Genomic DNA, 24119 nt, shown 5'->3' on the forward strand with positions numbered 1-24119 from the left:
ATACTACTTTTAATTTTGAACTAAAGTAAGCAAATTATGGATATAATGCTTCAGCGAGTCAGGGATTACGTGCTGAAAACAATGGGAGAGCAACTTTCCAACCACTACCTTTATCACAACTTCACCCATACCCAGCGCGTCGTAAAACACATTGACGAACTGGCTGCTGCCGAAGGACTGGGGGAACGGGATCACAACTTATTACAGATAGCAGGCTGGCTTCATGATATAGGGTATACAAAAGGCTTCCGGGATCACGAAAGTACCAGTGCCGGGATCGCCGGGGACTTTCTGCGAAGCGAACAATTGCCGGAAAGCGATATCCGAACGGTACAACGGTATATACTGGCGACCGGAAAACATCACGAACCTTCAGACCTTGCCGAAAAGATCATATGCGATGCCGACTTTTCACACCTGGCCTCAAAAGATTACATGGATATTTCCGAATTGCTCCGCGAAGAGATCAGGCTGGTTCACGGGAAGGATTTTTCCGATACGGAATGGACAGAGGAAAACATAAGGATGTTTGAAGACCATCACCAGTACTATACCCCCCACGCCATAGCCACCTGGCAGCCACAGAAAGGCAACAATCTTCTGAAGCTCAAGAAAAAACGGTCCAGATTACAGGAAAAGAAAAACAAGGAGAAGTGGAAAAAGGCAGATCAGAAGCGAAAAAAACAAAAGGCCGAAACTCCCGAAAGGGGGATAGAAACCCTTTTCAGGGTCACGCTTAGAAATCACACCAACCTGAGTAATATTGCAGACAGCAAGGCCAACATACTGCTTTCCGTCAATGCCATAATCATATCCCTGGCACTGTCTACCCTTATCCCCAAGCTGGATAAGACCAGCAATTCCTACCTGCTCATACCCACCATTATTTTTATGATATTCAGCGTGGCATCGATCGCTTTTTCCGTGCTGGCTACCCGCCCCAATGTAACCAGGGGAAAATTTACCCGGGAGGATGTGAGGGACAAAAAGGTAAACCTGCTGTTTTTCGGGAACTTTCACCAGATGGACCTGCCGGCCTATGAAGAAGCCATGAGAGAGATGCGCAACGATAAGGAATACCTCTACAACTCGCTTACCAAAGACCTGTACTACCTCGGGAAGGTCCTGGATAAAAAATACAGGCTGCTGCGCATTACCTATATGATATTCCTGATCGGGATCATTATTTCGGTGCTTTCGTTCGGTATTGCCACATATTATGTAAACTACGGGTATTAGCCGCCATTCGCCGGTCTGCGGGGTTTGTGCTATGATGACGATGCTATTTCCTTCATCAGGTCTTCATAGGTATATGTTGCGGTTTCTTTTCCCCTCCTGTAGAGTACTTCCACCCGGAGTGCCTTTAACCCGCTTACGCCCTGCAGCTCTTCCAGCTCGAGTATTTCGACATTTTCGCTAAAGTAATTCCTGGATTGCAGAAACCGTATATACCTGAGGTATTCTTCTTCATCCTTACTGCTGGAATACACAATGGCGATCTTGCCCTTTTGCGTAACCCTGTCTTCCGTTCCTTTCACCAGGGCCTTGTCGAGACGTTTTTTTATGATCTCGTAACGGGCGTTATAGGTGCCGTCTACATCAAATTGCTTTTCATCCATCCTGAACCGGATGGAAAGCGGGGAATTATGTACGAGCAACAGGGAAGCCACATCGAGTTTCACCGGCAGTTCCTGTTTCATGCAATAATACTCGTTCTCCATTTCCCACATTACCTGAAGCTGCCACAAACGCAGGTTATAGAGATAGATATCGCTGTATACCCGGTGGTGTGCAACAGAAGCGCCGATATACATATTGTGTTCCACCCCATCGGTCTTGTAACGCTCGAAATAATGCGGGAACATCTTCTGTGCCCCAGCCTGTTTACGATCGAGCAGGGCAGCCAGCCTCTTATTGATCAGGTTTACCGATTCGTCATAATTCTTCCTGTGGTCGTATACCGCCTGGTAATGGGTATCTATACTGTTGTGATATGCATCGATACTTTCAGCAAGGGCGGTATCCAGTATCCGAAAATGATCAAAGAAAGGATGGATCTCTTCCTTGAGAAAATCCAGTACGAGCTGTTCACTTCCCGCATGAAGGCCCGTGAGAATATCATCCAGGTGACGTTCCAGCCGGAACAGGATCTCCTCGTATACGGGCAGGGCTTCCACTTCAAGGGCCCTTTCCATAATGGTCTTTACGAGGGACAACTGTATGATGAGGTCTTTCCGGATGGCTTCATTTCTCGCCCGGGACGAATCCTTGATGTCTATCTGTCCGTACAACGGGTAAACATTGTCAAAGACAATTTCTCTCAACGACGACGATACTCCCTGTAGCTGTCGTCTCATATGATGGTGTACCTCCCGTTCGAACTTCCATTTTACACTGGGGTGAATGGAGGTGTATTCCTGCTGGATAATGGCCTCGACCTGGTTGGCTTCCTCCACTTTGGCCCTGGTAATGGCCGTGACGAGATAAGGCATCACATCATCCAGCCGCTGAACATTGATACTGTTCAGCTCCAGGGGTCTTGGAGACCCCAGTTCTATAATCCCGAACAATCCGAGGTCTTCCAGGATCACAGGGGCAAGAATAACGCTTTTGATCCCCTGTTTGCGTATATTGATAAAGGAAACTTCTTCAGAATCTTCCAGGTATTTGTCTATATCAGCTACGGCAAAATATTTTTTTTCTTTCAGAAGACGTGTATTACAGGCCCCTTTGCAAAGCATTTTTTCTTCGGGGAGTTCCATCGCATCACCGAGCATCAGGCTGGAGAACGGTTTGCCCTGTTTGTGTTCAAACCTTCCTTCTGCCCGATCGTAGATACAAAATCCCACTTTTATATCGGGAATACCGTAAAGGGCACTGAATATCTTCCTGAAGTCATCGACAAAATCATCGTGATTTCCCGTACCTATCCCCAGCAATGCCGTTTTGAGGTCGGAGATCACGTTCTCTGTTGTGGCATCATACATATTACATATCCCGAACCCCTTTAATATCCAGCTTCCCGCCGGGAATTTTTCTTTCCACAGGTCTATGTCATCAAAATTGTTTAACAACAGATCCACATCTTCAGGGGTAATCTCCCGGGCCCTCTCCGTAGGAAATATTTCCAGGTAATCAGCATTGTACAGCACCCTGTAGTTTCTCACGATCCCCCTGGCATCGGGAATATCATAAAAAACCGACCGCTGAAAATTGACATTTACCCCATAGTGCATTTTGAGTATGAGGGAGCAGGCCATAATATACTTGTACTCTTCACTGACATTGCGCAGTTTGAGATCGAAGTCCCGGCCCGCTTCATGTACAATTTTCAGGAAACGCTCCGAAGCGTTGAAGATGACATCCTCAAAAGGTATGGCTGCTATCTTGATCTCGTTGTCCGTAAGGGCCGGCGGAAAAGTATCCCGGAGCAACAGGGTAATGACCTCTGCGTGCTCTTCCAGCAGCTTTACGTCGGAAAACCCTTCACGCAACTCCGGGTACGGACGCTGGGCTTCCAGTATCTTCAAGGCTTTCATTGCAAGAAACTCATCTGCTCCACGAGCCTGTTCCTCGTAGAAATCCAGAAGCTTGTGAAAGCTTATTGCTGTTAAAAACGGAGAATCTCCAACCAATTCTTTCATATTGCAAATTTACTAAATTTATGACTTCGGAAGCCATTCCTTTTGTTTTATCGGAGGGCAAACGTATTAAACGGGTGAACCTGTTGCTGGTTACAGGTTTGTAGTTTATTAGTTGTTAGTTCGTAGTGTGGGCAATTGCAGGTTTGGTTTGGCCGGAGATCCCTCGACTGCGCTCGGAATGAACTTCCGACTTCCTACTTCCTGCCATCTCGTCGTTTACAGACTAACGATAGTTTATGACTTGTTTCCCCAGTGTTTTACCGGGGTGGCGCAATGTATTCGATATGATGCGGCAGTTTTCTTCGTTAAAATATTCGTTAAATCGTCCCCTGCTCCTGTGCCATGCCGAAGAGTTTATTATTTTTGAAGAAAAATGCCATGCTGGAAGATATAAAAACCGAGATCACCCCCTTACGTGACAAGCTGCTTCAACACTCCCTGTACCAAAACATCCACAACCCGGAAGATCTCCGGCTTTTCCTGGAGTACCACGTTTTTGCCGTATGGGATTTCATGTCACTACTAAAGGCCCTTCAGCAACACCTCACCTGCACAGCCACGCCCTGGATCCCCACGAAAGATCCGGAACTCCGGTATCTCATTAACGAAATCGTACTTGCGGAAGAAACCGATGTGACCCGGGACGGAAAGCACCTGAGCCATTACGAAATGTACCTGGAAGCTATGGAAGAATGCGGCGCGGATACCTCGCGGATAGAAAATTTCATAGCCGACCTGCTTTCATTGAAAAACATACTGGTAGACATCAAACTCAGTGAACTGCCGGAAGCTGTTAAGGAATTCCTTAACTTCACCTTCTTTCTTATCGAAGAAGGGAAACCCCATAAGATCGCTTCGGCCTTTACTTTCGGACGGGAAGATCTTATTCCGGAGATGTTCACCGCCCTGCTCCGTGAAATGCAGCAGTATTTTCCCGAACTCCGCATCAGCAAACTGCTGTATTATTTCGAGAGACATATCGAACTCGACGGGGACGAACACGGCCCCATGGCCCTTCATATGATCTCGGCATTATGCGAAGATGACGATAAAAAATGGAAGGAAGCCCGGGAAACCGCGGTCATGGCCATCGAAATGCGAACAGCACTCTGGGACACCATTGAACAGGAGATCATCAGGGCAAGAGCAGGTTCCCTGGCCTGATTCCCGGATAATATATTTACACTTCCGGCGCCAGTTCCAGTTCCAGCCCGTCCATATCTTCGGTAATGGGAAGCTGGCATCCCAGCCTGCTGTTGTCTTTTACATGAAATGCCTCGAACAGCATGGCCTCTTCATCGGGCCCCATCTCGGGCAGTTCATGCCCCGAGAGTACGTAACACTGGCATGATGCACACATAGCCATTCCCCCGCAGGTCCCCTCTACCGGGAGCTCATAAGCCTTACACAATTCCATGATGTTCATGGCCATATCGGTAGGAGCATCCAGTTCGTGAACTACCCCTTCCCTGTCTTTGATCTTGATCTTTATATCAGACATTACCGTTATTAATTTCAAAAAGGGCAAATTTACAAAATATACTGCTAAGAGTTATCGAAACGGGTTTCTAATTGTCGCTGGTGCTGGTTGAAGGTTGAAAGTTTGTTTGAACTCATTCAAATGGTCATTCAGAGAACTAACATTTGAACAACCGCATAAATGGAGATGACATTTTAGTCTTCATTGATCAAATGTGATAAACCTACACATAACTCCTCCCTTCAGACGAAGGGAGGTGGCTCATCTTCGATGAGACGGAGGGTTTTGAAAGCCCGGATCATAAGGATAATCCCAAACGTTTGGGGATATACGCTAAAGTTCGGGCCGGTCAAAACTCCCCGGCCAGCGTAGCTGCCCACCCCTCCCAGCCTGTCCGGCAGGCAGGTTCGTTTGAAGAGGGGAGTTTTTGAAATGGAGCAACTTACCATAGATACGTCATGGGTAACGGAGCGCAGCGAAGGGAAGAATCTCCCCACACGATCAAAGGAATTTTAACAGCATAACGGCAAAAAAGAGATTCCTCCCCGACTAACTTGTTCCGGGGAGCATCGGGGAAAGTCGGGACAGGCACTATCGCCGGAATGATAAAGCCACTACAAACATAGGATGACAATCCTGTCATTCCAATCTATAATGCCGGAACCCAGTTATCGTCTCCTGCCAGTATATGCTCCAGGGTATACATTTTCACTTCTTCTTCACTTAGCTGTACAGACCAGGGCACCCTGTGCCCGGTTTCCGGTATCGCTTCCGTTGCTGTATCCGCTGCCCGTGTGTCTGCTTCAAGTTCAGGTTCAGGTTCAGATCCTGTCTCCGTATCCGGTTCCGTTCCGGGTTCCGGCTCCGGAACAACTGCTCCCGGCCCGGTAGAATTGTATTCGGCATAAAACACGGTTTCTTCCGCTTCGGGTTTGTCCCAGTTGTGCCACCCTTCGGGCTGTACATGCCGGCTCAGGTAACAATTTATAAATACGGTCTTTGCGTACTGCCTCCACGGCCGCCCCAGGTAAAATTTACTGCTCCCACGGCCTGTGATACGACAATTGAGAAACACCAGTCCGTACTCCGCTTCTTCAGGAGTAGAGGCTGCCGTGATATATCCCTTGCCCTTGCAATTGATCACACAACTCTCGAATACCGCAGTGGAAGATCCGAAAATAAAATCTACCGTTCCCTCTATATAACAGTTTTTATAATACTGCCTGCTCTTCTTTCCGTGGAGATACAGGGTGTCCTGGTTGCCGAGAAACTTGCAGTTCTCAAAAACCGCCCTGTCGCCTGTGACCCGTACCGCTACCGCCTGCCCTACATGCCCGGCATTGTTCTCAAAAGTCAGGTTCTTCGCCTTGAAATCGTCGGCAAACACAAAAAAGGACGATGATCCGGTGGTTCCCATTTCTTCCCCGAAAATATTTTCCCTCGAAGCGTAATCATCATAGGTAAGTATCGTATAAGTCATACTTTCCCCGATGAGGGTAACATGGGTTTTGGAGGTGGGGAGTACCAGTTTCTCCTTGTATTTTCCGTTTTTAATAAAGATCCGGGTCTCGTTCTTCCTGAAATCAGGAACCGCATTAATTGCTTCCTGCACCGTGGTAAAGTCGCCAGACCCGTTCTGGTCTACCACAAAGTCATACTCTTTTTCCCCTGTCGATCCGAAAACAGAGAAAGAAACCATCCATAATAATACAATAATTCCAATATCCTTCATACCGAAAAAATTCATTATATTTAAGCGAATATTCGCAATCGATTACCCCCGATTTTATCTTTCGCAAGATACATATTTTTTTTTTCGCAGTATTTCGGGAATATCCGGGAGAATATACTTTCACACCGGCTTTCCCTACCCGTTCGCCGGAACGGACTGCCTGGTATACAACGGAAAAAAAACAGAAATATTCCGGTACAGGCACCGGAACGTTTTTAAGTCTTACACAATGCGTAAAATAAGGGAGGTTTAACATTTTTTACGCATATTTGCTTTGACAAAACTTCCCGGCACGGACGACAGGGAAGTCATAATCGAAATCACATTCATGAATAAGGTGACCATATACGATATTTCCAAAAAATTGAATATCAGTGCAGCAACAGTATCCAGGGCACTCAACAACAATCCCAAGATAAGCATAAAAACCAGGGAGCTGGTGCTCAGGACCGCTGCCGAAATGAATTATGAACAGAATACCCTGGCCCTGGCCCTTAAAAGCGGTAAAAGCCATACGGTGGGGATACTGGTACCGTATATGGACCGAAGTTTTTTTTCCTCCGTAATCCGGGGCATTGAGGAAGAACTCTATCCGCACGGCTACCGGGTGATTATCTGCCAGACCCGCGATGACGCCCAAAGCGAGGTACAGAATATAAATACCCTGCTGAATGCCCAGGTAGATGGTATTTTCATGTCGGTCTCAAAAACGACCAAAGATACTTCCCATATAGACCGGGTACTGCAAAAAGGGGTCCCCCTGGTGTTTTTCGACCGCAAGAAAAACATTAAGGGAGTCAGTTCGGTGACCATTGACGATTTTAGTGCTGCATATATGTCTGTAGAGCACCTTATACGACAGGGGTGCAAACGGATTGCCCATTTTAAGGGAGATATTCACCTGGAAATATACAAAGACCGTTACGAAGGATATCTGAAGGCCCTCGAGGACTACAACCTGCCCTTTTCAGAAGACTATGTGGTACAGATCAACAGTAAGGTGGTATCGGGCACTGCCGCGGTAAAAAAACTGATGCAGCTCCCCTCTCCTCCCGACGGGATCTTTTCAGTCAGTGATTTTACCGCACTCGGAGCGATACAGTACCTGAAGAAATCCGGCATACGGGTTCCCGAAGATGTATGCATCTCGGGCTTTAGCAACGAATCCTTTACCCAGTATACCGAACCCACCATGACCACGATAGACCAGACCCCCATAAAGATGGGAAAAACCTCGGCGAGGGTGTTCCTGGAACAGATCGAAGCAGAGACCGTAGTCATTGAAAAAAAGGTAGTACTCCCTCCGCAGCTCCTTATCAGGGATTCCTCCGACAGAAGAAATCACAGGGATACCCCCCGCTTCCACGGAATAAAATCATTCTGATGGAGTTGCATGGCCTTGGTTTTCACTTCACCACCGGCCACACGTATTATAAATTCCAGTAATTCTTCTCCCATTTCTTCTATGGTTTTCTCCCCGCGTATCACCCCGCCTGCTTCCACATCGATAATATCCGGCATACGGCGGGCCAGTTCGGTATTCGACGACAACTTTATGACCGGGGTCACCGGATTTCCCGTAGGGGTCCCGAGACCCGTGGTAAAGACGATAATATTGGCGCCCGAACCAGCCAGCCCGGTGGTACTTTCCACATCATTTCCCGGGGTGCACAACAAATTGAGCCCGGGCCGGGTCACGTACTCCGTATAATCCAGCACGGCCTGTACCGGGGAGGTCCCCCCCTTTTTGGCAGCCCCGGCAGATTTCATCGCATCCGTAATCAGTCCGTCCCTGATATTTCCCGGCGAAGGGTTCATATCAAAACCGGAGCCTGCATCTATGGCCGATTGTTCATAAGCTTTCATCAGCTCAAGGAATTTTCCGGCATCTGCATCACGGACACACCTGTTCACCAGTTCCTGTTCTACACCGCACAATTCCGGGAATTCCGACAATATGGGCGATCCTCCCAGGGCGGCCAGCAGGTCTGAGGTATATCCCAGGGCAGGATTGGCGGATATCCCCGAAAATCCGTCGGACCCCCCGCATTCGAGCCCCAGCTTCAGCTTCGAAAGCGGAGCGGGCTTCCTCCTGATGGTATCTGCCTTCCTGATCGCTTCGAAAGATTCTCTTATAATGGCATTGAGCATTTCATCTACCGTTCCCATTTTCTGCTGTTCGTAAACGAGCAGTGGCTTTTTAAGGTCCGGATTTATTTTTTTCAAGGCTTCCCTGAAAATATCCACCTGCAGGTTCTGGCACCCGAGGCTGAGTACCGTAGCCCCGGCCACATTGGGATTATTCACATACCCGGCCAGGAGTCTTGCCAGGGTAACCGAGTCCTGGCGGATGCCTCCGCACCCTCCCTGGTGGGTGATAAATTTCACCTCGATATTGTTAAACACCCCTTCGGACTGTTCCTGTTCCTGGCCGATCGCTTCTTCGTTTTCCCCTGTTATCAGGCTGCGCAGGAGCAGACGCTGGCTATTGGTCCCGAAATAAGACAGTTCCTTTTCAAAAACATCCTTCAGCAATTCAATATTCCGGTTTTCACAGAATACCAGGGGAAAGAAAAGCCATACATTGGCCGTTCCTACCTGGCCGTCTTCACGGTGATACCCCATAAAGGTACGGTCTTTCCACCGGCTCACATCGGGAGCCTTCCAGGCGGTGGCCTCCGTCCTGCCCGAAACCTTACTGCTCTGGTGTTTTACATTTTCCGTAGTGAGCAAACCTCCTTCCGGTATACGGGAAGATGCCTTGCCTACAAGCACGCCATACATCGATATGCGATCTCCCTCACCGAGATCCGCAAGTGCTATTTTATGTTTGGCCGGGCTATCCGAAACCACCCGTATATCGCGGCCTCCGAAATGGATAACCTCTCCGGCCCGGAGGTCGGTCAACGCCACGGCCACATTATCATCCGGGTGTACTTTAATCAGTCTGGTATTCATCTGTTTAATTTTTTAAAACCCTGTTCCACTCCATTCTCTTCGATCTGTTCCAACGCTGTGGTAACCGCCTGTTCCAGTCCGGGTATAGTATCTGACAGGTTTTCTCCCCATAAGCCCGTATTGCCCAGAATACTTTCGGCCACCCCGGCAGGGCTGCCCGACAGCCAGGCTGTCCTGAAAGTTTCCATCTCCTCGCTCCCGTCTTTTACCGGCAGTGACCGCCCCTGCCATTCTTCCTTGTAAAAACGTATCAGTGCGGCAAGGGCAAATACAAGACGTCGGGGCAGCTCCCTTTGCCTGCTGTAATATTCCTTAAGGCTGGGAAGCACCCTTACCCGGAACTTCGACACCGAATTCAGGGCTATACTGGACAGGTAGTGTTTTATAAACGGGTTCCTGAAACGGTCCAGCACCTGTTCCGCAAAATCCTTTAACTCCTTTTCGTCCATGTCGAGTGTGGGGATGATCTCTTCAAAGATGATATCCCGTACGAGCTTTCCGGTAAACGGATCGTCTATGGTCTCTTTGACGGTTTCATTCCCGTACAACAGCGAAAACGGTACCATGGCCGTATGTGCCCCATTCAGGATACGCACTTTCCGGGTGCGATAGGGCTGTATGCTGTCTACTACCTTGATATCCAGGCCCGCCTTGTGCAACGGGATCTTTTCGGTAAGCTTTTTATCTCCCTCTATCACCCATAACAGGAAACTCTCTGCCGAAACCATGAGCTTGTCCTCATAGTCGAGCTGCGACCGGTATTCCTCCAGCTGATCTTTCGGATATCCCGGTACAATACGGTCTACCAGGGTATTGTGAAAGCTGTTATGGTTTGTTATCCAGTCCCTGAAATCCTCCCCCAGGTCCCACAGCCTAACATACCTGAGCACAATACGCTTCAGCTCATCTCCATTATGGTCAATGAGTTCGCAGGGAATGATGGTCAGGCCCCGCGAAGGATCGCCGTCAAAATGCCGGAACCGCCTGTACAGCAATGCCGTGAGTTTGGCCGGAAAGGAACCCGGGGGCTTCATATCGGGGGTATCTCTGTCGTCAAAGGCAATCCCGGCTTCCGTGGTATTGGATATCACAAAGCCCAGCGATTCTTCTTCGGCCAGCCCCATATACGCATCAAAATCCGAATAAGGATCAATTCCCCGCTCAATACAGCTGATAAGTCTTTTCTCCTGGATCTCCCTTCCCTGCTGCACCCCTTTCATGAAAAGGGTATACAATCCCTGCTGCTCGTTCAGTACGGAGACAAGCCCGTTGCTCAGAGGTTGTACCACGGCAACCCCTGCGTCAAATCCGGCTTCGGTATTCAACCGGTCGATAACATAATCTACAAAGGCCCTGAGAAAATTTCCTTCTCCGAATTGCACTATCTTTACCGGAAACCGCTTTTCGAGTTCCGGGCTGTTTCTGTTCAGTCTTTCCATCAGTTCTAAAAAATATTTCTTTCGACAATCAGTGTGCAGTACCCAGTTGATTTAAAGTACAAACTTTTACGTTTAACATTTTTTTAACATTTTCAATCACAAAGATTAATATAAAACATTAAAAAATTAATTACCAGATATTTAAACAACTTTATATAAAGTATTAATTTACTTTTTTAAGCCCTTTAAAGGTACTCTTCACAGGTGCATGACCATTCCGTTGTCCTACTCCATAAGCCCGGGCAGCCACGTGGCTATTTCCGGAATATAGGTGACCAGCATCAGCACGATAAACATGGCGACAAAAAGCGGAATAAGGGGCTTTATAACCTTTTGTATTGTAGTACCGGCGACCCCTACCCCAACAAAAAGCACCGACCCGACAGGCGGAGTGCAAAGTCCGACACACAGGTTCATGACCATCATGATACCGAAGTGTACCGGGTCTACCCCGAGATCTTTCACCACGGGTAAAAATATAGGTGTAAAGATCAGTACGGCCGGGGTCATATCCATAAACATCCCCACGACAAGCAGTATCAGGTTTATCATCAGGAGGATCACGAACTTGTTATCGCTCAACCCCAGTAACGCATCACTTACGGACTGCGGGATATCTTCATAAGACATCACCCAGGACATGGCCATGGAGGTACCGATAAGCAGCATGACAATGGCATTGGTCCTCACCGAGCTCAGAAACACCTGAAACAGCTTGTTCATATCCATTTCCCTGTATACCAAAGACAGTACCAGGCTATACAGTACGGCGATCCCGGAAGCCTCGGTAGCCGTAAATATCCCGGCGACAATCCCTCCTATCACCACGACCAGGAGAAAAAGGCTCGGAAAAGCCCTGATAAACGCAGAGAGCACCTGTTTTGCACCGGACCTTTTACCGGGAGGGTATTTCTTCCGCTTTATCCATATTGCCGCTACCAGCATAAGCCCGGCACCCATCAATATGCCCGGAATATATCCTGCCAGGAACAAGGCCGCAATGGAAACCCCTCCGCTGGCCAGGGAATACACAATGAGAATATTGGAAGGCGGGATCACCAGTCCGGTGGTGGAAGAGGTCACGTTCAGGGCCGCCCCGAACTCCTTCGAATAACCTTCCTTTTCCATATGCGGACCGAGAATGCCCCCTATTGCGGAAGTGGCCGCCATTGCGGAGCCCGATATGGCCCCGAATAACATGGCAGAAATCACATTGACATACGACAACCCGCCGGGCAACGAGCCTATAAGTGCTTTTGCAAATGTGATAAGCCGTTCCGCAATGCCCCCCCGGTTCATAATCTGCCCGGCCAGTATGAAAAACGGGATGGCCAGCAGGGCAAAACTGTCCAGTCCCGTAGCCATCCGCTGTGCAATGGTTGTCAATGCAGGCAGGGTATCAATGGCAACCAGCATGGTCACCAGGCTGGATACCCCTATACTCCAGGCTACCGGGAGCCCTATGGCCAGAAGGAGAAAAAACGAAATCAGAAGTACGAGTATCTCGGTGATCATAACAGGTATTTTTCGGGGTTACGTATTTCGATCCACTTGTACACCAGGATAACAACTCCGCTCAGGGGCACCACCAGGTATACATAAGACAGCGGGAGGTGCAGTGCCGCCGAGCTCTGCCCCAGGACATGATTGAGATATACCAGCCGTGCCCCTCCTATAACAAATACCAGTACACTGAAGAGCATGATAATGACATTGAGCACGACTTTAAGCCGCATCCTGCTCTTTTCTTCCAGCCGGGGAGGCAGTATTTCGATAGCGAGGTGATCCTGTTGTCCGGAACAATAGGCTGCCCCCAGTATTCCGACCCAGATGAGCAGGTACCGGGCAATCTCTTCGGTAACCGAACTCGGGGAATTCATTACATAACGGGAAAATATCTGCCATAATACCGCAATGACCAGGATAGCCAGGAGCAGTACCAGGACTGTTCCCAGGAACTTGTCCAACTTCTTTTTCATACTGTAAGGATTGGTTTTTATTTTTAATTGATTGATCTTGCAGTGGGTTATTGAGCCTGAATAGCCTCTATAAGTTCTTTGAGGTGAGGGTCCTGTTTAAATATTTCGTACATGGGCTCTACTTTTTCACGGAACGGTTCCTTGTCCGGGTATATCACCTCGACCCCGGCCTTCTTAATCTCCTGCAGGGCTTCATCTTCTGCCTCCTGCCATATCTTTCTTTCATAAATTACCGATTCCTTTGCCGCTTCCCCGAGCCATTGCTTTTCCTGATCGGAAAGGGATTCCCAAAGCGTTCTTCCTATCAGGAGCAGGTCGGGCAGGGTGGTATGCTCATCCACGATATAATACTTGCACACCTCGTAGTGATACGACAGGTAGAAACTCGGCAGGTTGTTCTCCGCTCCGTCCACAATGCCCTGCTGCAACGCCGTGTACAATTCTCCCCAGGAGATCGGGGTAGGCGAACCCCCGAGCCCCTTAACCATATCTATGGCGGTCTGGCTTTCCATGACCCTGAGTTTGAGCCCCCTGAGGTCTTCCGGGCTGTTTACCGGCGTCTTGGTGTAAAAACTCCGGCTTCCCGCATCGTAAAATGCCAGGCCCTTCAGCCTTACCCCGAGACTGGCATCGAGAAGCTGTTGCCCGATTTTCCCGTCAAGCACCTTATGCGAATGTGCCTTGTCCCTGAATAAAAACGGCAACCCGAACAACTTGTGATCGGGGACGAAATTTTCCATGACCCCTACGGAAACCTTGGTCATCCCCACACTTCCTATCTGTAGCAGTTCCAACAGTTCCCGCTCTGTTCCCAGCTGCTGGCTGGGATAAATCTTTATGCTCATCTTTCCACCCGACTTTTCTTCCAGCCTGTCCGACATAAACATCATGGCCTTATGCACGGGATGGGAAGCGTCGAGCCCGTGACCGAGTTTAATCACTTTTGCGGTTTCGTTCTGCCTGCAGGATGCCGAAAGGACGATCAGCGTCAGGGCCAAAAGCCCTTTTATATATGTGTATTCGTATCTCATCGGTATTCCGGTTGGTTTTTTATATGATCGTGTATACTGTTCAATATCTTTCTCCTGTCCACAAACCCCGGCCATTTCAGAAGGGTTTCTATAATCCGTTTTTCTTTCATATAAACCATTTGTTAACGTTAACGAAATAACAATTTTTAAACGGAATGAAAAAAAACCTTCCTGTTTTTAACACTTAAGCCATCGGCTGTGTCAGAAACTGTCCGGGAGTCCCTCCCCGGTTTTAAAACCGGAAATATTCTCTGGCATTATAATAGCATATATCCGATATGATCTTTCCTATCCATTCCGTATCGGCGGGCAGTTCTCCGCGCTCAATTTCCTCCCCGAACAGGTTACACAGGAGCCTCCTGAAATATTCATGTCTCGGAAAAGACAGGAAGCTCCTTGAGTCGGTCAGCATTCCGACAAAGCAACTGATAAGCCCCATATTGGAAAGCGCATTCATCTGCCTGGTCATTCCGTCTTTCTGGTCCAGGAACCACCATCCGGAACCGAACTGCACTTTTCCCTTGATACTCCCGTCATTAAAATTCCCCGTCATGGTTGCCATGACCTCATTATCGGCAGGGTTGAGATTGTACAGAATGGTCCTGGCCAGCTGATCCCTGCCGTCCATTTTATCGAGAAAACGGGACAGTGCGACGGACTGCGGAAAATCTCCTATGGAATCCCAACCGGTGTCAGGCCCCAGCCGGGCATTCATCCGGCTATTGTTGTTCCTGAGCGCTCCGAGGTGAAACTGCTGTACCCAGCCGTATTCGTGATAACACCCTGCCAGGAATTCCAGTACGGCACTGCGGAACTTGAGCGCCTCCTTTCCGTTTACTTCCTCCCCTTTTCTGCGCTTGTCGAAGATGGCACTTACCTCTCCCGCAGTATAGGGTTCACAATACATATGTTCCAGTCCGTGGTCAGAAACCCGGCTGCCGTTCTCATGGAAGAACCGTATTCTGTTTTTAAGCGCTTCCAGGAGATCGTCATAACTGTTTATTATCACGCCGGAAACTGCCTGGAGCTTGTCCACGTAATCATTAAAGCCCTGCTGTGCTATCATTATCGCCTTGTCCGGGCGGAACGAGGTGGTCATTTTCAGACCGTCGTCCCCTGTTCCGGCCAGGCTGCGGTGGTGCTCCAGCGAATCTGTCGGGTCTTCGGTAGTACAGACGACCTCTACATTCATCTTCTTCAGGAGATTCCTGCAACTGTACTCCGGGCTATTGAGTTTTTCTCCGGCCTCGTCATAAATGGCATCTGCCGTTTTTTCACTGAGCAGCGTCTCTATTCCAAAATACCGCTTGAGCTCGAGATGGGTCCAGTGATAAAGCGGGTTCCTGAGGGTATACGGCACTGTCCTGGCCCAGGCCCGGAACTTGTCCCGGCCGGAAGCCTCGCCGGTAATATATTTTTCCTCAATCCCCAGGGTCCTCATGGCCCTCCACTTGTAGTGATCGCCTTCAATCCATATCTGCGTCAGGTTTTCAAAGATCCTGTCCTTTGCTATCTCTCCGGGGGAGAGATGGCAGTGATAATCGATAATGGGTTGCTTTTCAGCATAGTTGAAGTAAAGGTCTCTGGCGTAGTCGTTATTCAGTAAAAAACTTTCATCCTTAATAAAACTCATGGTATTTCTTTGGTATTGTTATCAGGTTATACAAACGGAACCCGGAAGGTTCTCAGGCTTTAGAAACTTTTTTTATGGTTCATTCAACGGCTTTCCTATCGTGGCCAGGATGCCCCCGTCAACGTATAAAACCTGTCCGTTGACAAAATCACTGGCTTTCGAGGCCAGGAATACCGTCGCTCCCGCGAGGTCTTCGGGATCTCCCCATCTTCCGGCCGGGGTGCGGCTTACGATAAAATCGTTAAAGGGATTGCCCTTCACCCGTATCGGGGCCGTCTGCGAGGTTGCAAAGTATCCGGGGCCTATACCGTTGACCTGTATGTTGTAACGCGCCCATTCGGTCGCCAGGTTCCGGGTAAGCATTTTCAGCCCTCCTTTGGCCGCTGCGTAGGCACTTACATTATCCCTTCCGAGCTCACTCATCATGGAACAGATATTGATGATCTTGCCCCCTCCCCGTTCTATCATCCCCGAAGCCACCAGCCTGCTCATGATAAACGGCCCCACGAGGTCTACCTCAATAACCCTTCTGAAATCCTCAACGGTCATATCCAGGGCCATTTCCCTCTTGATGATCCCGGCATTGTTTACCAGGATATCAACAGGCCCCGCTTCTTTTTCGATTACAGAAATATATTTCCGGGCTTCCTCTTCGTCGGTAACGTCAAAAATATACCCTGAAGCCTCATAACCGCAACGGGCATAGTGTTCCAGGGCTTTTTCCATTTTTGAGGGAGTAGTCCCCGTTATCACAAGCCCGGCACCCGCCCGGCCAAGACCCTCTGCCATAGCCATCCCCAGCCCGTGGGTCCCGCCGGTAATCAGGGCCCGCTTACCCTTCAGGTCAAACAACTCCATAATTATCGTTATTGTTAAATATTTACTGTTTAAAATTCCTTACACCACACTCTTCCATCATATCCTATACGAACTGCTTCTTCCGCATTCCGCTTCCCGGACATTCCACCGTGGTAAACCACATACGTTTCAAATATACTTTATTTCCGCATTTCACGACCTTCTGTGCCGCAACAAACCCGGAAATGCAATCGATTACACAAATATAAGAACAAAAATGAAATTAACCTTTAGAGTTTTCTTTTTTCACAAAAAACACCAATAGTTACACAAATAATTCATAAAAGTTTTTACAAGGCGGGAGTTTGTGCTAACGGGCCTCTTCCTCCACGTTTATTTTAAATCGCCTGTTTTTTAAGTATCCATTACAAATATTTATCCACCAGGTACACCAGTGCAGCCATGGTGGCGGCGCCGAGCTGTAACTCCCTTTTATTGACATGTTCAAAAGTATCATTAGCAGCGTGATGGTGGTCAAAATACCGCTGGGAATCCGGCCGCAATCCTGCGAGAAGCAGGTCTCCTCCCTTTAACGGCCTGATGTCCGCCCCGCTGTACCCTCTCTGGAACAGGTGGATCAGGTAAGGTTCGAACAGGGGTTTCCAGTTCAGGATCAGCTCGTACTGCTCGTCCGTACACTCCAGGGTAAATCCCCTCGGGGTAAATCCTCCGGCGTCACTTTCCAGGGCAAAAACATGCTTTTCATTCTTTTCACGGGCCACTTCGGCATACTTGTTCCCTCCCCGTAAACCGTTTTCCTCATTCATAAAGAGCACCACACGGAGCGTTCTTTTAGGCCTGTATCCCGTTTCCCGAAGCAACCGCAGCACTTCCATACTCTGCACGCATCCCGCTCCGTCGTCATGCGCCCCGTCTCCCAGGTCCCAGGAGTCCAGGTGACCGCCTACCACCATGACCTCTCCGGGGTGTTCGCTGCCCTTTATTTCTCCGATAACATTGTATGACTGCACATCGGCCAGCTGCCTGCAATTCTGTTTAAAATAAAAATTGATCTCGGGATTGAGTGTTAGCATTCCGCTCAGCAATTCCGCCCCGTTGGTACTGATAGCCGCTGCGGGGATTCGCTGCTCTGCCGGCAGGTCTCCGTAACTCATGGCCCCCGCATGCGGCAGATCGTCCAGCCGCAGGTTCATGGAGCGCACTATAACTCCTGCAGCTCCGTATTTTGCTGCTTCCCTCGCACCGGAATAACGCTGGTCGACACATCCGCCGTAGGCTTCAAAAGTCTCGATCAGATTGGCCTGCATGGGACGGTTATAGAATACGATCCTGCCTTCTATTTTCTCTCTTCCCAGGGCGGCCAGGTCTTCCAGCCCCTGCACTTCCACCACTTTGGCCTTCAGCCCGCCGGCCGGTGTAGCTACCGATCCCCCGAGAGCACATATCGGCACATTATTGGTCATTCCCGGGGAGGTTTCTATATAGGCGACCTCCGGGATACCCCTTACCCATTTGGGCACCATGACCGGTTGCAGCCATACCCTGTCCAGCCCGAGAGAATCCAGCTGTTCACGCATATAGGTCACCGCCCGTTCCGCATTGAGCGACCCGGAAAGTCTCGGGCCGATCTGATTGGACAAATGTTCGAGCCAGTCATATCCCCTGGCATCCAGCAGTGCCTTGTCATAAATCGCCCTGAGCTGTTTTTCATCTTCAGTCTGTCCATAAACACAAAAAGAGAACAGAAGTACGAGAAAGAGTAGTTTTTTCATTCGAATAAATTCAAGTTATTTACAAACAATAAATGTGGTGTTTAATTTTGTTTAAGCCTGTTTTGGTTGGAGTCGGAAATCCGAAGTCCGAAGCCGGAAGTAAAAACAATCTTCGCCTTCGCGTTTCTGATTTCCGGTCAAATATATTCATTAATGCCCGGCATGGCCTTCCTGCTCCAGCTGTTTTTTATAGGTTTCGAGATTGGCCAGGGTTTCCGCATCCGGTTCGGGCTCTTTTACGTCGGCGTACTTCTTCAGTTCATCATACAGTATCCCGGCCAGAATAAGCCTGCAGGCTTTTTTACTATCTGCAGGCAGCACATACCAGGGCGCAGTATCCGTGGAAGTGTGGTTTATGGCTTCCTCGTAGTATTTCTGGTATACATCCCACAGTTTTCTTTCGTCGAGGTCGCCGGCAGAGAATTTCCAGTTCTTGTTCTTCTTGTTCAGCCTCCTGAGAAGCCGTTTCCGCTGTTCTTCTTTTGACAGGTGCAGGAAGAACTTGAAGACGATGGTCCCGTTTTCCACGATATGCCTTTCAAAGTTATTGATTTGTTCAAATCTCCGGTCCCAGAAATCCTTTCCTATGTCATCGGCGGTATGGATACCCGGGATATTCTCGTGCAGTATATATTCGGGGTGCACCCTGGTGACCAGTACATTTTCGTAATGTGTACGGTTGAACACACTGAATTTTCCACGGTCGGGCAGGGCGATATAATGGCGCCAGAGGTAATCGTGGCGAAGTTCGGCAGCAGAAGGGGTCTTAAAACTGTGCACCACTACCCCCCTGGCATTGAGATCCTTAAATACTTCCCTGATCAGGCTGTCTTTCCCGGCGGTATCCATGCCCTGGATACAGATCAACACCCCGTATTTTCCGTGGGCATACATACGATCCTGGAATTCGGCCAGTTTCCTGCGTTCCTTTTCCAATGCTTTTTTCAGGTCCTTCTCAGAAGCTCCGAGGGTATTTAGTGTTGCCCGGTCCTTAAGGGATATATTTCCGGTAACGACATAATCGGAAGTGCTGATCTTTTCCATAAGAATAGTTTACGGTTAAAGATAAAGGAATTTTACCAAATACCCGTATTCACGAGGGAATCCGTATTACTATCCGGCCTGTTTGCAGATTAATTCCTATTTTTGCCCTCACAAATTTACACGTATTCCACTGCGGATTTTTTTAATAAAACAACAAGAGTCATGATCCACATAAAATCACCGGAAGAAATTGCACTCATACGGGAGAGTGCACTGATCGTTTCCAAAACCCTGGGCATGCTGGCCGGCGAGGTAAAACCGGGGGTCACTACCCTGCACCTGGACAAGCTGGCTGAAGCGTTTATCAGGGACCACGGGGCGGAACCGGGTTTTCTCGGGCTTTACGATTTTCCGAACACCCTGTGTATGAGCCCGAATGCACAGGTGGTTCACGGTATTCCCAACGATACCCCTCTGAAAGAAGGAGATATCATCTCGATAGACTGCGGGGCAAAGAAAAACGGTTTTTACGGGGATCACGCCTATACCTTTGAAGTGGGAGAAGTCAGTGATGAAGTGAAGAAGCTGCTCCGTATCACGAAAGAATCACTATACGAAGGCGTCCGGCAGTTCAGGGCCGGGAACAGGGTCGGTGATGTGGGGTATGCCATACAGCAATACTGCGAAAAGGAAGGATACGGAGTAGTTCGCGAACTGGTAGGGCACGGTCTGGGAGCCAAAATGCACGAAGATCCGAAAATGCCCAATTATGGCAAACGTGGAAGGGGAAAGAAATTTTCCGAAGGAATGGTGGTTGCCATAGAACCCATGATCAACATGGGTACGCAACGCATCAGACAGTTGCGTGACGGATGGACGATACTCACGGCAGACGGCAAGCCCAGCGCCCACTTCGAGCACGATGTGGCCATAGTGGACGGCAAGCCCGAACTCTTATCGACCTTTGCCTATATCTACGAGGCCCTGGGTACCCGCAGCGAAGAGGAAAACGAATTCCGCAAGGAGGCCCTGGTATTGTAATACAATCGCCCTTACCTTCTCCTTTCCGGAGAAAGAACGATATGAAAAAACTGTTTAAAACCATATTGCGGATCGTCCCGAGACCTCTGCTTATCAGGGCGAGCTATTGGGTAAAACCGGTGCTGGCCGCGGGAATGCGGGGGAATAATTATACCGATCCCATAGACGGGAAAAGCTATCGCTCCTTTCTGCCCTATGGCTATGAATCTCCCAGGGAAAACGTACTCGCCCCCGGTACCCTGTCGCTGGAAAGGCACCGGTTGCTGTGGCTTTACCTGAAAGAGGAGACCGATTTTTTTTCCGCCCCGAAAAAGGTACTGCACTTCGCGCCGGAACAGGCTTTTTACAGGAGGTTCAGAAAGCAGGATAACCTCGATTATACGACTACGGACCTCGAATCTCCACTGGCCGATATCAAGGCGGATATATGCGACCTTCCTTTTGAAGACAATACCTTTGATGTCATCCTCTGCAATCATGTACTGGAACACATCCCGGACGACACCAGGGCCATGCAGGAATTATACCGGGTCATAAAACCGGGAGGCATGGGCATCTTCCAGGTTCCCCAGGACCTGCACCGGGAAAAGACCTTTGAAGACGACTCCATCACCGACCCCAAAAAACGGGCCCGGATCTTCGGACAGTACGACCATGTGCGTGTGTACGGCCGGGATTATTTTGACAGGCTCCGCAGCATCGGGTTTAAAGTGGATGAAGTAGATTACACCAGAACATTGCCCCAGGAAATGATAACCCGCTATGCCCTGGCCCCGGGAGAAATCATCCCGGTTTGTTACAAGCCTGGGGATTAAGAGGGGGGAGTTTATAGTTTTTTAGTTTGTAGTTCTTAGTTGTTAGTTCGTAGTTTTTAGTTCTTAGTTGCTGGTTGGGCTCATCAAATGTCATTCAGAACGAAGTGAACCCGCCTGTCCGGCAGGCAGGGAATCTACCCCCAGGCACATAAGGAACTTCAACAGCATAACGGAAGCCCCGGAGATTCCTCCTATCGTCGGAATGACAAAGCCCTGTCATTCAGAGACCTAACGTTTGGTCAACCGCATCAATGGAGATGACGTTTTTGTCTTCATAGATCAAATTTGATAAACCTACACATAACTCCTCCCTTCAGATGAAGGGAGGTGGCTCATCTTCGATGAGACGGAGGGTTTTGAAAGCCCGGATCATAAGGATTAATCCCAAACCTTTGGGGATATACGCCAAAGTTCAGGCCGGTCAAAACTCCCCGGCCAGCGTAGCTGCCCACCCCTCTTCGTCTGAAGAGGGGAGTTTTTGAAATGGAGCAACTTACCATAGATACGTCATGGGTAGCGGAGCGCAGCGGAGGGAAGAATCTCCATCCCAGCTCAAAGGAACTTCAACAGCATTACCGAAAAACCGGAGATCCCTCCGCGATGGTCGGGATGACAATCCCCTGTCATTCTGAGCGAAGCCGAAGAATCCCAACCCAGGATCAAACCATCTTCAATCGACCAGAACGTCTTCAAACCCTGCGGTTGTATATTTCTGCATGGTATTATTCTCGTCCAGGTAGAGCATATAGGCCTGTATTTCCGGTTTTTTACGGAGAAATTCCTTTGTCCGTTCCAGTCCCATGACCATGAAGGTGGTCGCATAGGCATCGGCTTCCATACAGGTCTTTGCCAGTACGGTAACACTCAGTACATTGCCCTTTTTGGTATACCCGGTAATGGGATCTACGGTATGTACGTATTGCTCCCCGGTGATGGTGTCGGTAATGGTTTTCCTGTAATTTCCCGAGGTGGCCATTCCGAGATCCTCGAGTTTTATTTTGGCGATAAAACTCCTTTCCACCCCATCGGCGTGCAACGGATCATCTATGGCAATTAGCCAGTTCCGGTCCTGCACCGTATTTCTCCCGTGTGCCGCCAGTTCACCGCCAACTTCCACAACGTAGTCCCCGATCCCCCTGTCCCTTAAAAAATCTCCAATGACATCCACGGTATATCCCTGGGCGATGGAATTAAAATCGAACGTGATCTCCTCCCTGTCCTTATATATCCTGTTTTCCGGGGTAAGCCTTACCTTGTCGAAGCCGCAATACTGCAGGAGGCTGTCTACTTTTGTACTGTCCAGGGCCATGCGCTTGTGATCGGGGCCGAAACCCCAGGCACGTACCAGTTTGCCTATGGTGGGATCAAAACTTCCATCCGATGCTTCCCATATGGTACGGGACATTTCAAAAACGTTCCGGAAGTTATCATCCACCACTACCGTACTGTCTCCGGCATTGATCCTGGAAATATCAGAATCCGGCCGGTATGCCGACATCGACATGTCTATGGCCAGCAGTATGGAATCTACGGCCGGTTTCAGGTCTTCACCACTGCCTGAAACATAGCGTACCGCATAGGTACTTCCCTGTGCCTCCCCGGTGATCACATGGAGCGATGGGGCTCCTTCCCCGTTCCGGCATCCCGGAAAAATTGTCATTACAAAGAACAATATTGTTGCGCCGCTAATCAATTTCCTGTATCCCGTCATAATTTATAATATATTTTTCTCCTCTTATCACCGGTTTTTCATAGTCTTCGGCATTGGCAATGCCGACCCCGGCATAATATGTCCTGGCCTTAAACTTCAGTGCGTGTTCCCTGATGGTTTCCATAAATGAAAGGTCGTATTTTACCGGGTTATCCGGGTACAGCACTGCCTTTACCACTATAAAGTGCAGTTTTTTATTCCTGAGGCAGACAAACTGGGGGTTCACCCCGAGTTTACTGTTTACCCCCAGAAACTCGAAACCGTCGGATTCCAGCTGCTTGCCCACAATATTCATGGCCAGGCGATGTAATTCCTGTTCGTTTAGCATTTCCATAGCTGCAAAGATACTTAATTGTTGGGTTAAAGGGGGAATTAGGTTAATGGGTTATTGAGTATATGTTCCGGAATAATATCCTGACCATTCAATATGTAACCGCAGTTACAGAACGCTTTGAAAGATGTACGTACATTTGTTTTGAATAACCTGATGTATTATGGATTTTATCTTCAAACCTTTTCCCTGGTATGTTTCCGGGGTACTGATAGGAGCAGTAATGCTGCTTCTTATTTACATGGGCAGGAATTTTGGCATGTCGTCCAACCTGCGCACCATGTGCGCTGTTCTGGGAAGCGGAAAATTTGCCGGATTTTTCCGTTTCGACTGGAAAGCCCAGCGCTGGAACCTGGCCGTGGTTCTGGGGGCCATGATCGGAGGGTTTATCACCGTTCATTTCCTGTCTGACGGAAGCGGGGTAGATCTCAACCCGGATACCGTGGCCCAACTGGCCCGGATGAATATCGATGCGCCACAGGGCAGGTTATTGCCCGATGCCCTGTTCGGCATGGAACAGGCTTTAACCCCAAAAGGGTTGCTCATTCTCCTCGGAGGGGGCTTCCTGGTAGGTTTCGGGGCGAGATATGCAGGAGGTTGCACCTCCGGGCATGCCATCAGCGGGATCAGTAACCTGCAGCTCCCCTCGGTTATAGCGGTCATAGGTTTTTTTATCGGCGGACTGCTGATGTCACACCTGATATTACCGCTTATCTTCTGATCGTTATGATTCAAACCTGCAACCCGCTT

General features: G+C 49.0%; 20 protein-coding genes. 6 read left to right on the forward strand and 14 right to left on the reverse strand.

Annotated features, from left to right (window positions below):
• The first annotated feature begins 36 nt into the window (after window positions 1-36).
• Window positions 37-1239: a Pycsar system effector family protein gene (locus DN748_RS10620; RefSeq protein ID WP_112371792.1), complete on the forward strand. Its 1203-nt coding sequence runs from the start codon at window positions 37-39 to the stop codon at window positions 1237-1239.
• Between the two features lie 29 nt (window positions 1240-1268).
• Here the strand turns inward: DN748_RS10620 and DN748_RS10625 are convergent, their stop codons facing one another.
• Window positions 1269-3644 carry a GAF domain-containing protein gene (locus DN748_RS10625; protein WP_112371793.1) on the reverse strand — a complete coding sequence of 792 codons (2376 nt, stop codon included), beginning with the start codon at window positions 3642-3644 and terminating at the stop codon, window positions 1269-1271.
• Window positions 3645-4022: 378 nt separating this feature from the next.
• Here DN748_RS10625 and DN748_RS10630 point away from each other — a divergent pair, with 378 nt between their 5' ends.
• Entirely contained in the window at window positions 4023-4808 is a 786-nt protein-coding gene (locus DN748_RS10630; protein ID WP_112371976.1) for a DUF3050 domain-containing protein, read from the forward strand.
• Window positions 4809-4824: 16 nt separating this feature from the next.
• Here the strand turns inward: DN748_RS10630 and DN748_RS10635 are convergent, their stop codons facing one another.
• Window positions 4825-5145 (reverse strand): 2Fe-2S iron-sulfur cluster-binding protein, encoded by a 321-nt coding sequence (locus tag DN748_RS10635; RefSeq protein ID WP_112371795.1) that lies wholly within the window; start codon window positions 5143-5145, stop codon window positions 4825-4827.
• A gap of 628 nt (window positions 5146-5773) precedes the next feature.
• A complete protein-coding gene (locus DN748_RS10640) occupies window positions 5774-6856 on the reverse strand; it encodes a pectinesterase family protein (RefSeq protein WP_112371977.1) in 1083 nt (360 codons plus the stop codon).
• A 328-nt stretch (window positions 6857-7184) separates the two neighbouring features.
• Here DN748_RS10640 and DN748_RS10645 point away from each other — a divergent pair, with 328 nt between their 5' ends.
• Window positions 7185-8240 carry a LacI family DNA-binding transcriptional regulator gene (locus tag DN748_RS10645; protein WP_112371978.1) on the forward strand — a complete coding sequence of 352 codons (1056 nt, stop codon included), beginning with the start codon at window positions 7185-7187 and terminating at the stop codon, window positions 8238-8240.
• Here DN748_RS10645 and DN748_RS10650 read toward each other — a convergent pair.
• The 9 genes from DN748_RS10650 to DN748_RS10690 form a co-directional block, all read right to left on the reverse strand.
• Window positions 8198-9814: a UxaA family hydrolase gene (locus tag DN748_RS10650; RefSeq protein ID WP_112371797.1), complete on the reverse strand. Its 1617-nt coding sequence runs from the start codon at window positions 9812-9814 to the stop codon at window positions 8198-8200. The two genes, DN748_RS10645 and DN748_RS10650, sit on opposite strands and share 43 nt — an antisense overlap.
• On the reverse strand, window positions 9811-11253 hold the full coding sequence (locus DN748_RS10655; RefSeq protein WP_112371799.1) for a tagaturonate reductase: 1443 nt from the start codon (window positions 11251-11253) through the stop codon (window positions 9811-9813). Before DN748_RS10655 ends, DN748_RS10650 begins: the two co-directional genes overlap by 4 nt.
• 225 nt (window positions 11254-11478) lie before the next feature.
• The gene (locus DN748_RS10660) at window positions 11479-12768 is read right to left on the reverse strand and encodes a TRAP transporter large permease (protein ID WP_112371801.1); all 1290 of its coding nucleotides are present in this window, start codon (window positions 12766-12768) and stop codon (window positions 11479-11481) included.
• Entirely contained in the window at window positions 12765-13232 is a 468-nt protein-coding gene (locus DN748_RS10665) for a TRAP transporter small permease (RefSeq protein ID WP_112371803.1), read from the reverse strand. Before DN748_RS10665 ends, DN748_RS10660 begins: the two co-directional genes overlap by 4 nt.
• A gap of 47 nt (window positions 13233-13279) precedes the next feature.
• Window positions 13280-14263: a TRAP transporter substrate-binding protein gene (locus tag DN748_RS10670; protein ID WP_112371804.1), complete on the reverse strand. Its 984-nt coding sequence runs from the start codon at window positions 14261-14263 to the stop codon at window positions 13280-13282.
• Window positions 14264-14495: 232 nt separating this feature from the next.
• Window positions 14496-15896 (reverse strand): glucuronate isomerase, encoded by a 1401-nt coding sequence (uxaC, locus tag DN748_RS10675; RefSeq protein ID WP_112371806.1) that lies wholly within the window; start codon window positions 15894-15896, stop codon window positions 14496-14498.
• Window positions 15897-15968: 72 nt separating this feature from the next.
• On the reverse strand, window positions 15969-16754 hold the full coding sequence (locus tag DN748_RS10680; RefSeq protein ID WP_201741466.1) for a gluconate 5-dehydrogenase: 786 nt from the start codon (window positions 16752-16754) through the stop codon (window positions 15969-15971).
• 365 nt (window positions 16755-17119) lie between these two features.
• On the reverse strand, window positions 17120-18487 hold the full coding sequence (locus DN748_RS10685; RefSeq protein WP_112371810.1) for a M20/M25/M40 family metallo-hydrolase: 1368 nt from the start codon (window positions 18485-18487) through the stop codon (window positions 17120-17122).
• Between the two features lie 150 nt (window positions 18488-18637).
• Entirely contained in the window at window positions 18638-19531 is an 894-nt protein-coding gene (locus DN748_RS10690; protein WP_112371811.1) for a PPK2 family polyphosphate kinase, read from the reverse strand.
• 162 nt (window positions 19532-19693) lie between these two features.
• On the opposite strand from DN748_RS10690, the gene map reads away from it, so the two are divergent.
• On the forward strand, window positions 19694-20512 hold the full coding sequence (gene map / locus DN748_RS10695; RefSeq protein WP_112371813.1) for a type I methionyl aminopeptidase: 819 nt from the start codon (window positions 19694-19696) through the stop codon (window positions 20510-20512).
• A 41-nt stretch (window positions 20513-20553) separates the two neighbouring features.
• On the forward strand, window positions 20554-21327 hold the full coding sequence (locus DN748_RS10700; protein ID WP_112371814.1) for a class I SAM-dependent methyltransferase: 774 nt from the start codon (window positions 20554-20556) through the stop codon (window positions 21325-21327).
• A gap of 670 nt (window positions 21328-21997) precedes the next feature.
• Here the strand turns inward: DN748_RS10700 and DN748_RS10705 are convergent.
• Both DN748_RS10705 and DN748_RS10710 read right to left on the reverse strand, forming a co-directional pair.
• On the reverse strand, window positions 21998-22987 hold the full coding sequence (locus DN748_RS10705; protein ID WP_112371815.1) for an FAD:protein FMN transferase: 990 nt from the start codon (window positions 22985-22987) through the stop codon (window positions 21998-22000).
• Between the two features lie 25 nt (window positions 22988-23012).
• Window positions 23013-23372: a Na(+)-translocating NADH-quinone reductase subunit F gene (locus DN748_RS10710; protein ID WP_112371817.1), complete on the reverse strand. Its 360-nt coding sequence runs from the start codon at window positions 23370-23372 to the stop codon at window positions 23013-23015.
• Between the two features lie 160 nt (window positions 23373-23532).
• On the opposite strand from DN748_RS10710, the gene DN748_RS10715 reads away from it, so the two are divergent.
• Complete coding sequence (locus DN748_RS10715) at window positions 23533-24090, forward strand: YeeE/YedE family protein (protein WP_112371818.1); 558 nt, start codon at window positions 23533-23535, stop codon at window positions 24088-24090.
• Window positions 24091-24119: the final 29 nt, after the last annotated feature.

Source organism: Sinomicrobium soli (assembly GCF_003285545.1).
Classification (GTDB): domain Bacteria; phylum Bacteroidota; class Bacteroidia; order Flavobacteriales; family Flavobacteriaceae; genus Sinomicrobium.

Coding starts and splice junctions, on each gene's coding strand:
- DN748_RS10620 (WP_112371792.1), top strand. CDS start 37: ATGGATATAATGCTTCAGCGAGTCAGGGATTACGTGCTGAAAACAATG.
- DN748_RS10625 (WP_112371793.1), bottom strand. CDS start 3,644: ATGAAAGAATTGGTTGGAGATTCTCCGTTTTTAACAGCAATAAGCTTT.
- DN748_RS10630 (WP_112371976.1), top strand. CDS start 4,023: ATGCTGGAAGATATAAAAACCGAGATCACCCCCTTACGTGACAAGCTG.
- DN748_RS10635 (WP_112371795.1), bottom strand. CDS start 5,145: ATGTCTGATATAAAGATCAAGATCAAAGACAGGGAAGGGGTAGTTCAC.
- DN748_RS10640 (WP_112371977.1), bottom strand. CDS start 6,856: ATGAAGGATATTGGAATTATTGTATTATTATGGATGGTTTCTTTCTCT.
- DN748_RS10645 (WP_112371978.1), top strand. CDS start 7,185: ATGAATAAGGTGACCATATACGATATTTCCAAAAAATTGAATATCAGT.
- DN748_RS10650 (WP_112371797.1), bottom strand. CDS start 9,814: ATGAATACCAGACTGATTAAAGTACACCCGGATGATAATGTGGCCGTG.
- DN748_RS10655 (WP_112371799.1), bottom strand. CDS start 11,253: ATGGAAAGACTGAACAGAAACAGCCCGGAACTCGAAAAGCGGTTTCCG.
- DN748_RS10660 (WP_112371801.1), bottom strand. CDS start 12,768: ATGATCACCGAGATACTCGTACTTCTGATTTCGTTTTTTCTCCTTCTG.
- DN748_RS10665 (WP_112371803.1), bottom strand. CDS start 13,232: ATGAAAAAGAAGTTGGACAAGTTCCTGGGAACAGTCCTGGTACTGCTC.
- DN748_RS10670 (WP_112371804.1), bottom strand. CDS start 14,263: ATGAGATACGAATACACATATATAAAAGGGCTTTTGGCCCTGACGCTG.
- uxaC (WP_112371806.1), bottom strand. CDS start 15,896: ATGAGTTTTATTAAGGATGAAAGTTTTTTACTGAATAACGACTACGCC.
- DN748_RS10680 (WP_201741466.1), bottom strand. CDS start 16,754: ATGGAGTTGTTTGACCTGAAGGGTAAGCGGGCCCTGATTACCGGCGGG.
- DN748_RS10685 (WP_112371810.1), bottom strand. CDS start 18,487: ATGAAAAAACTACTCTTTCTCGTACTTCTGTTCTCTTTTTGTGTTTAT.
- DN748_RS10690 (WP_112371811.1), bottom strand. CDS start 19,531: ATGGAAAAGATCAGCACTTCCGATTATGTCGTTACCGGAAATATATCC.
- map (WP_112371813.1), top strand. CDS start 19,694: ATGATCCACATAAAATCACCGGAAGAAATTGCACTCATACGGGAGAGT.
- DN748_RS10700 (WP_112371814.1), top strand. CDS start 20,554: ATGAAAAAACTGTTTAAAACCATATTGCGGATCGTCCCGAGACCTCTG.
- DN748_RS10705 (WP_112371815.1), bottom strand. CDS start 22,987: ATGACAATTTTTCCGGGATGCCGGAACGGGGAAGGAGCCCCATCGCTC.
- DN748_RS10710 (WP_112371817.1), bottom strand. CDS start 23,372: ATGGAAATGCTAAACGAACAGGAATTACATCGCCTGGCCATGAATATT.
- DN748_RS10715 (WP_112371818.1), top strand. CDS start 23,533: ATGGATTTTATCTTCAAACCTTTTCCCTGGTATGTTTCCGGGGTACTG.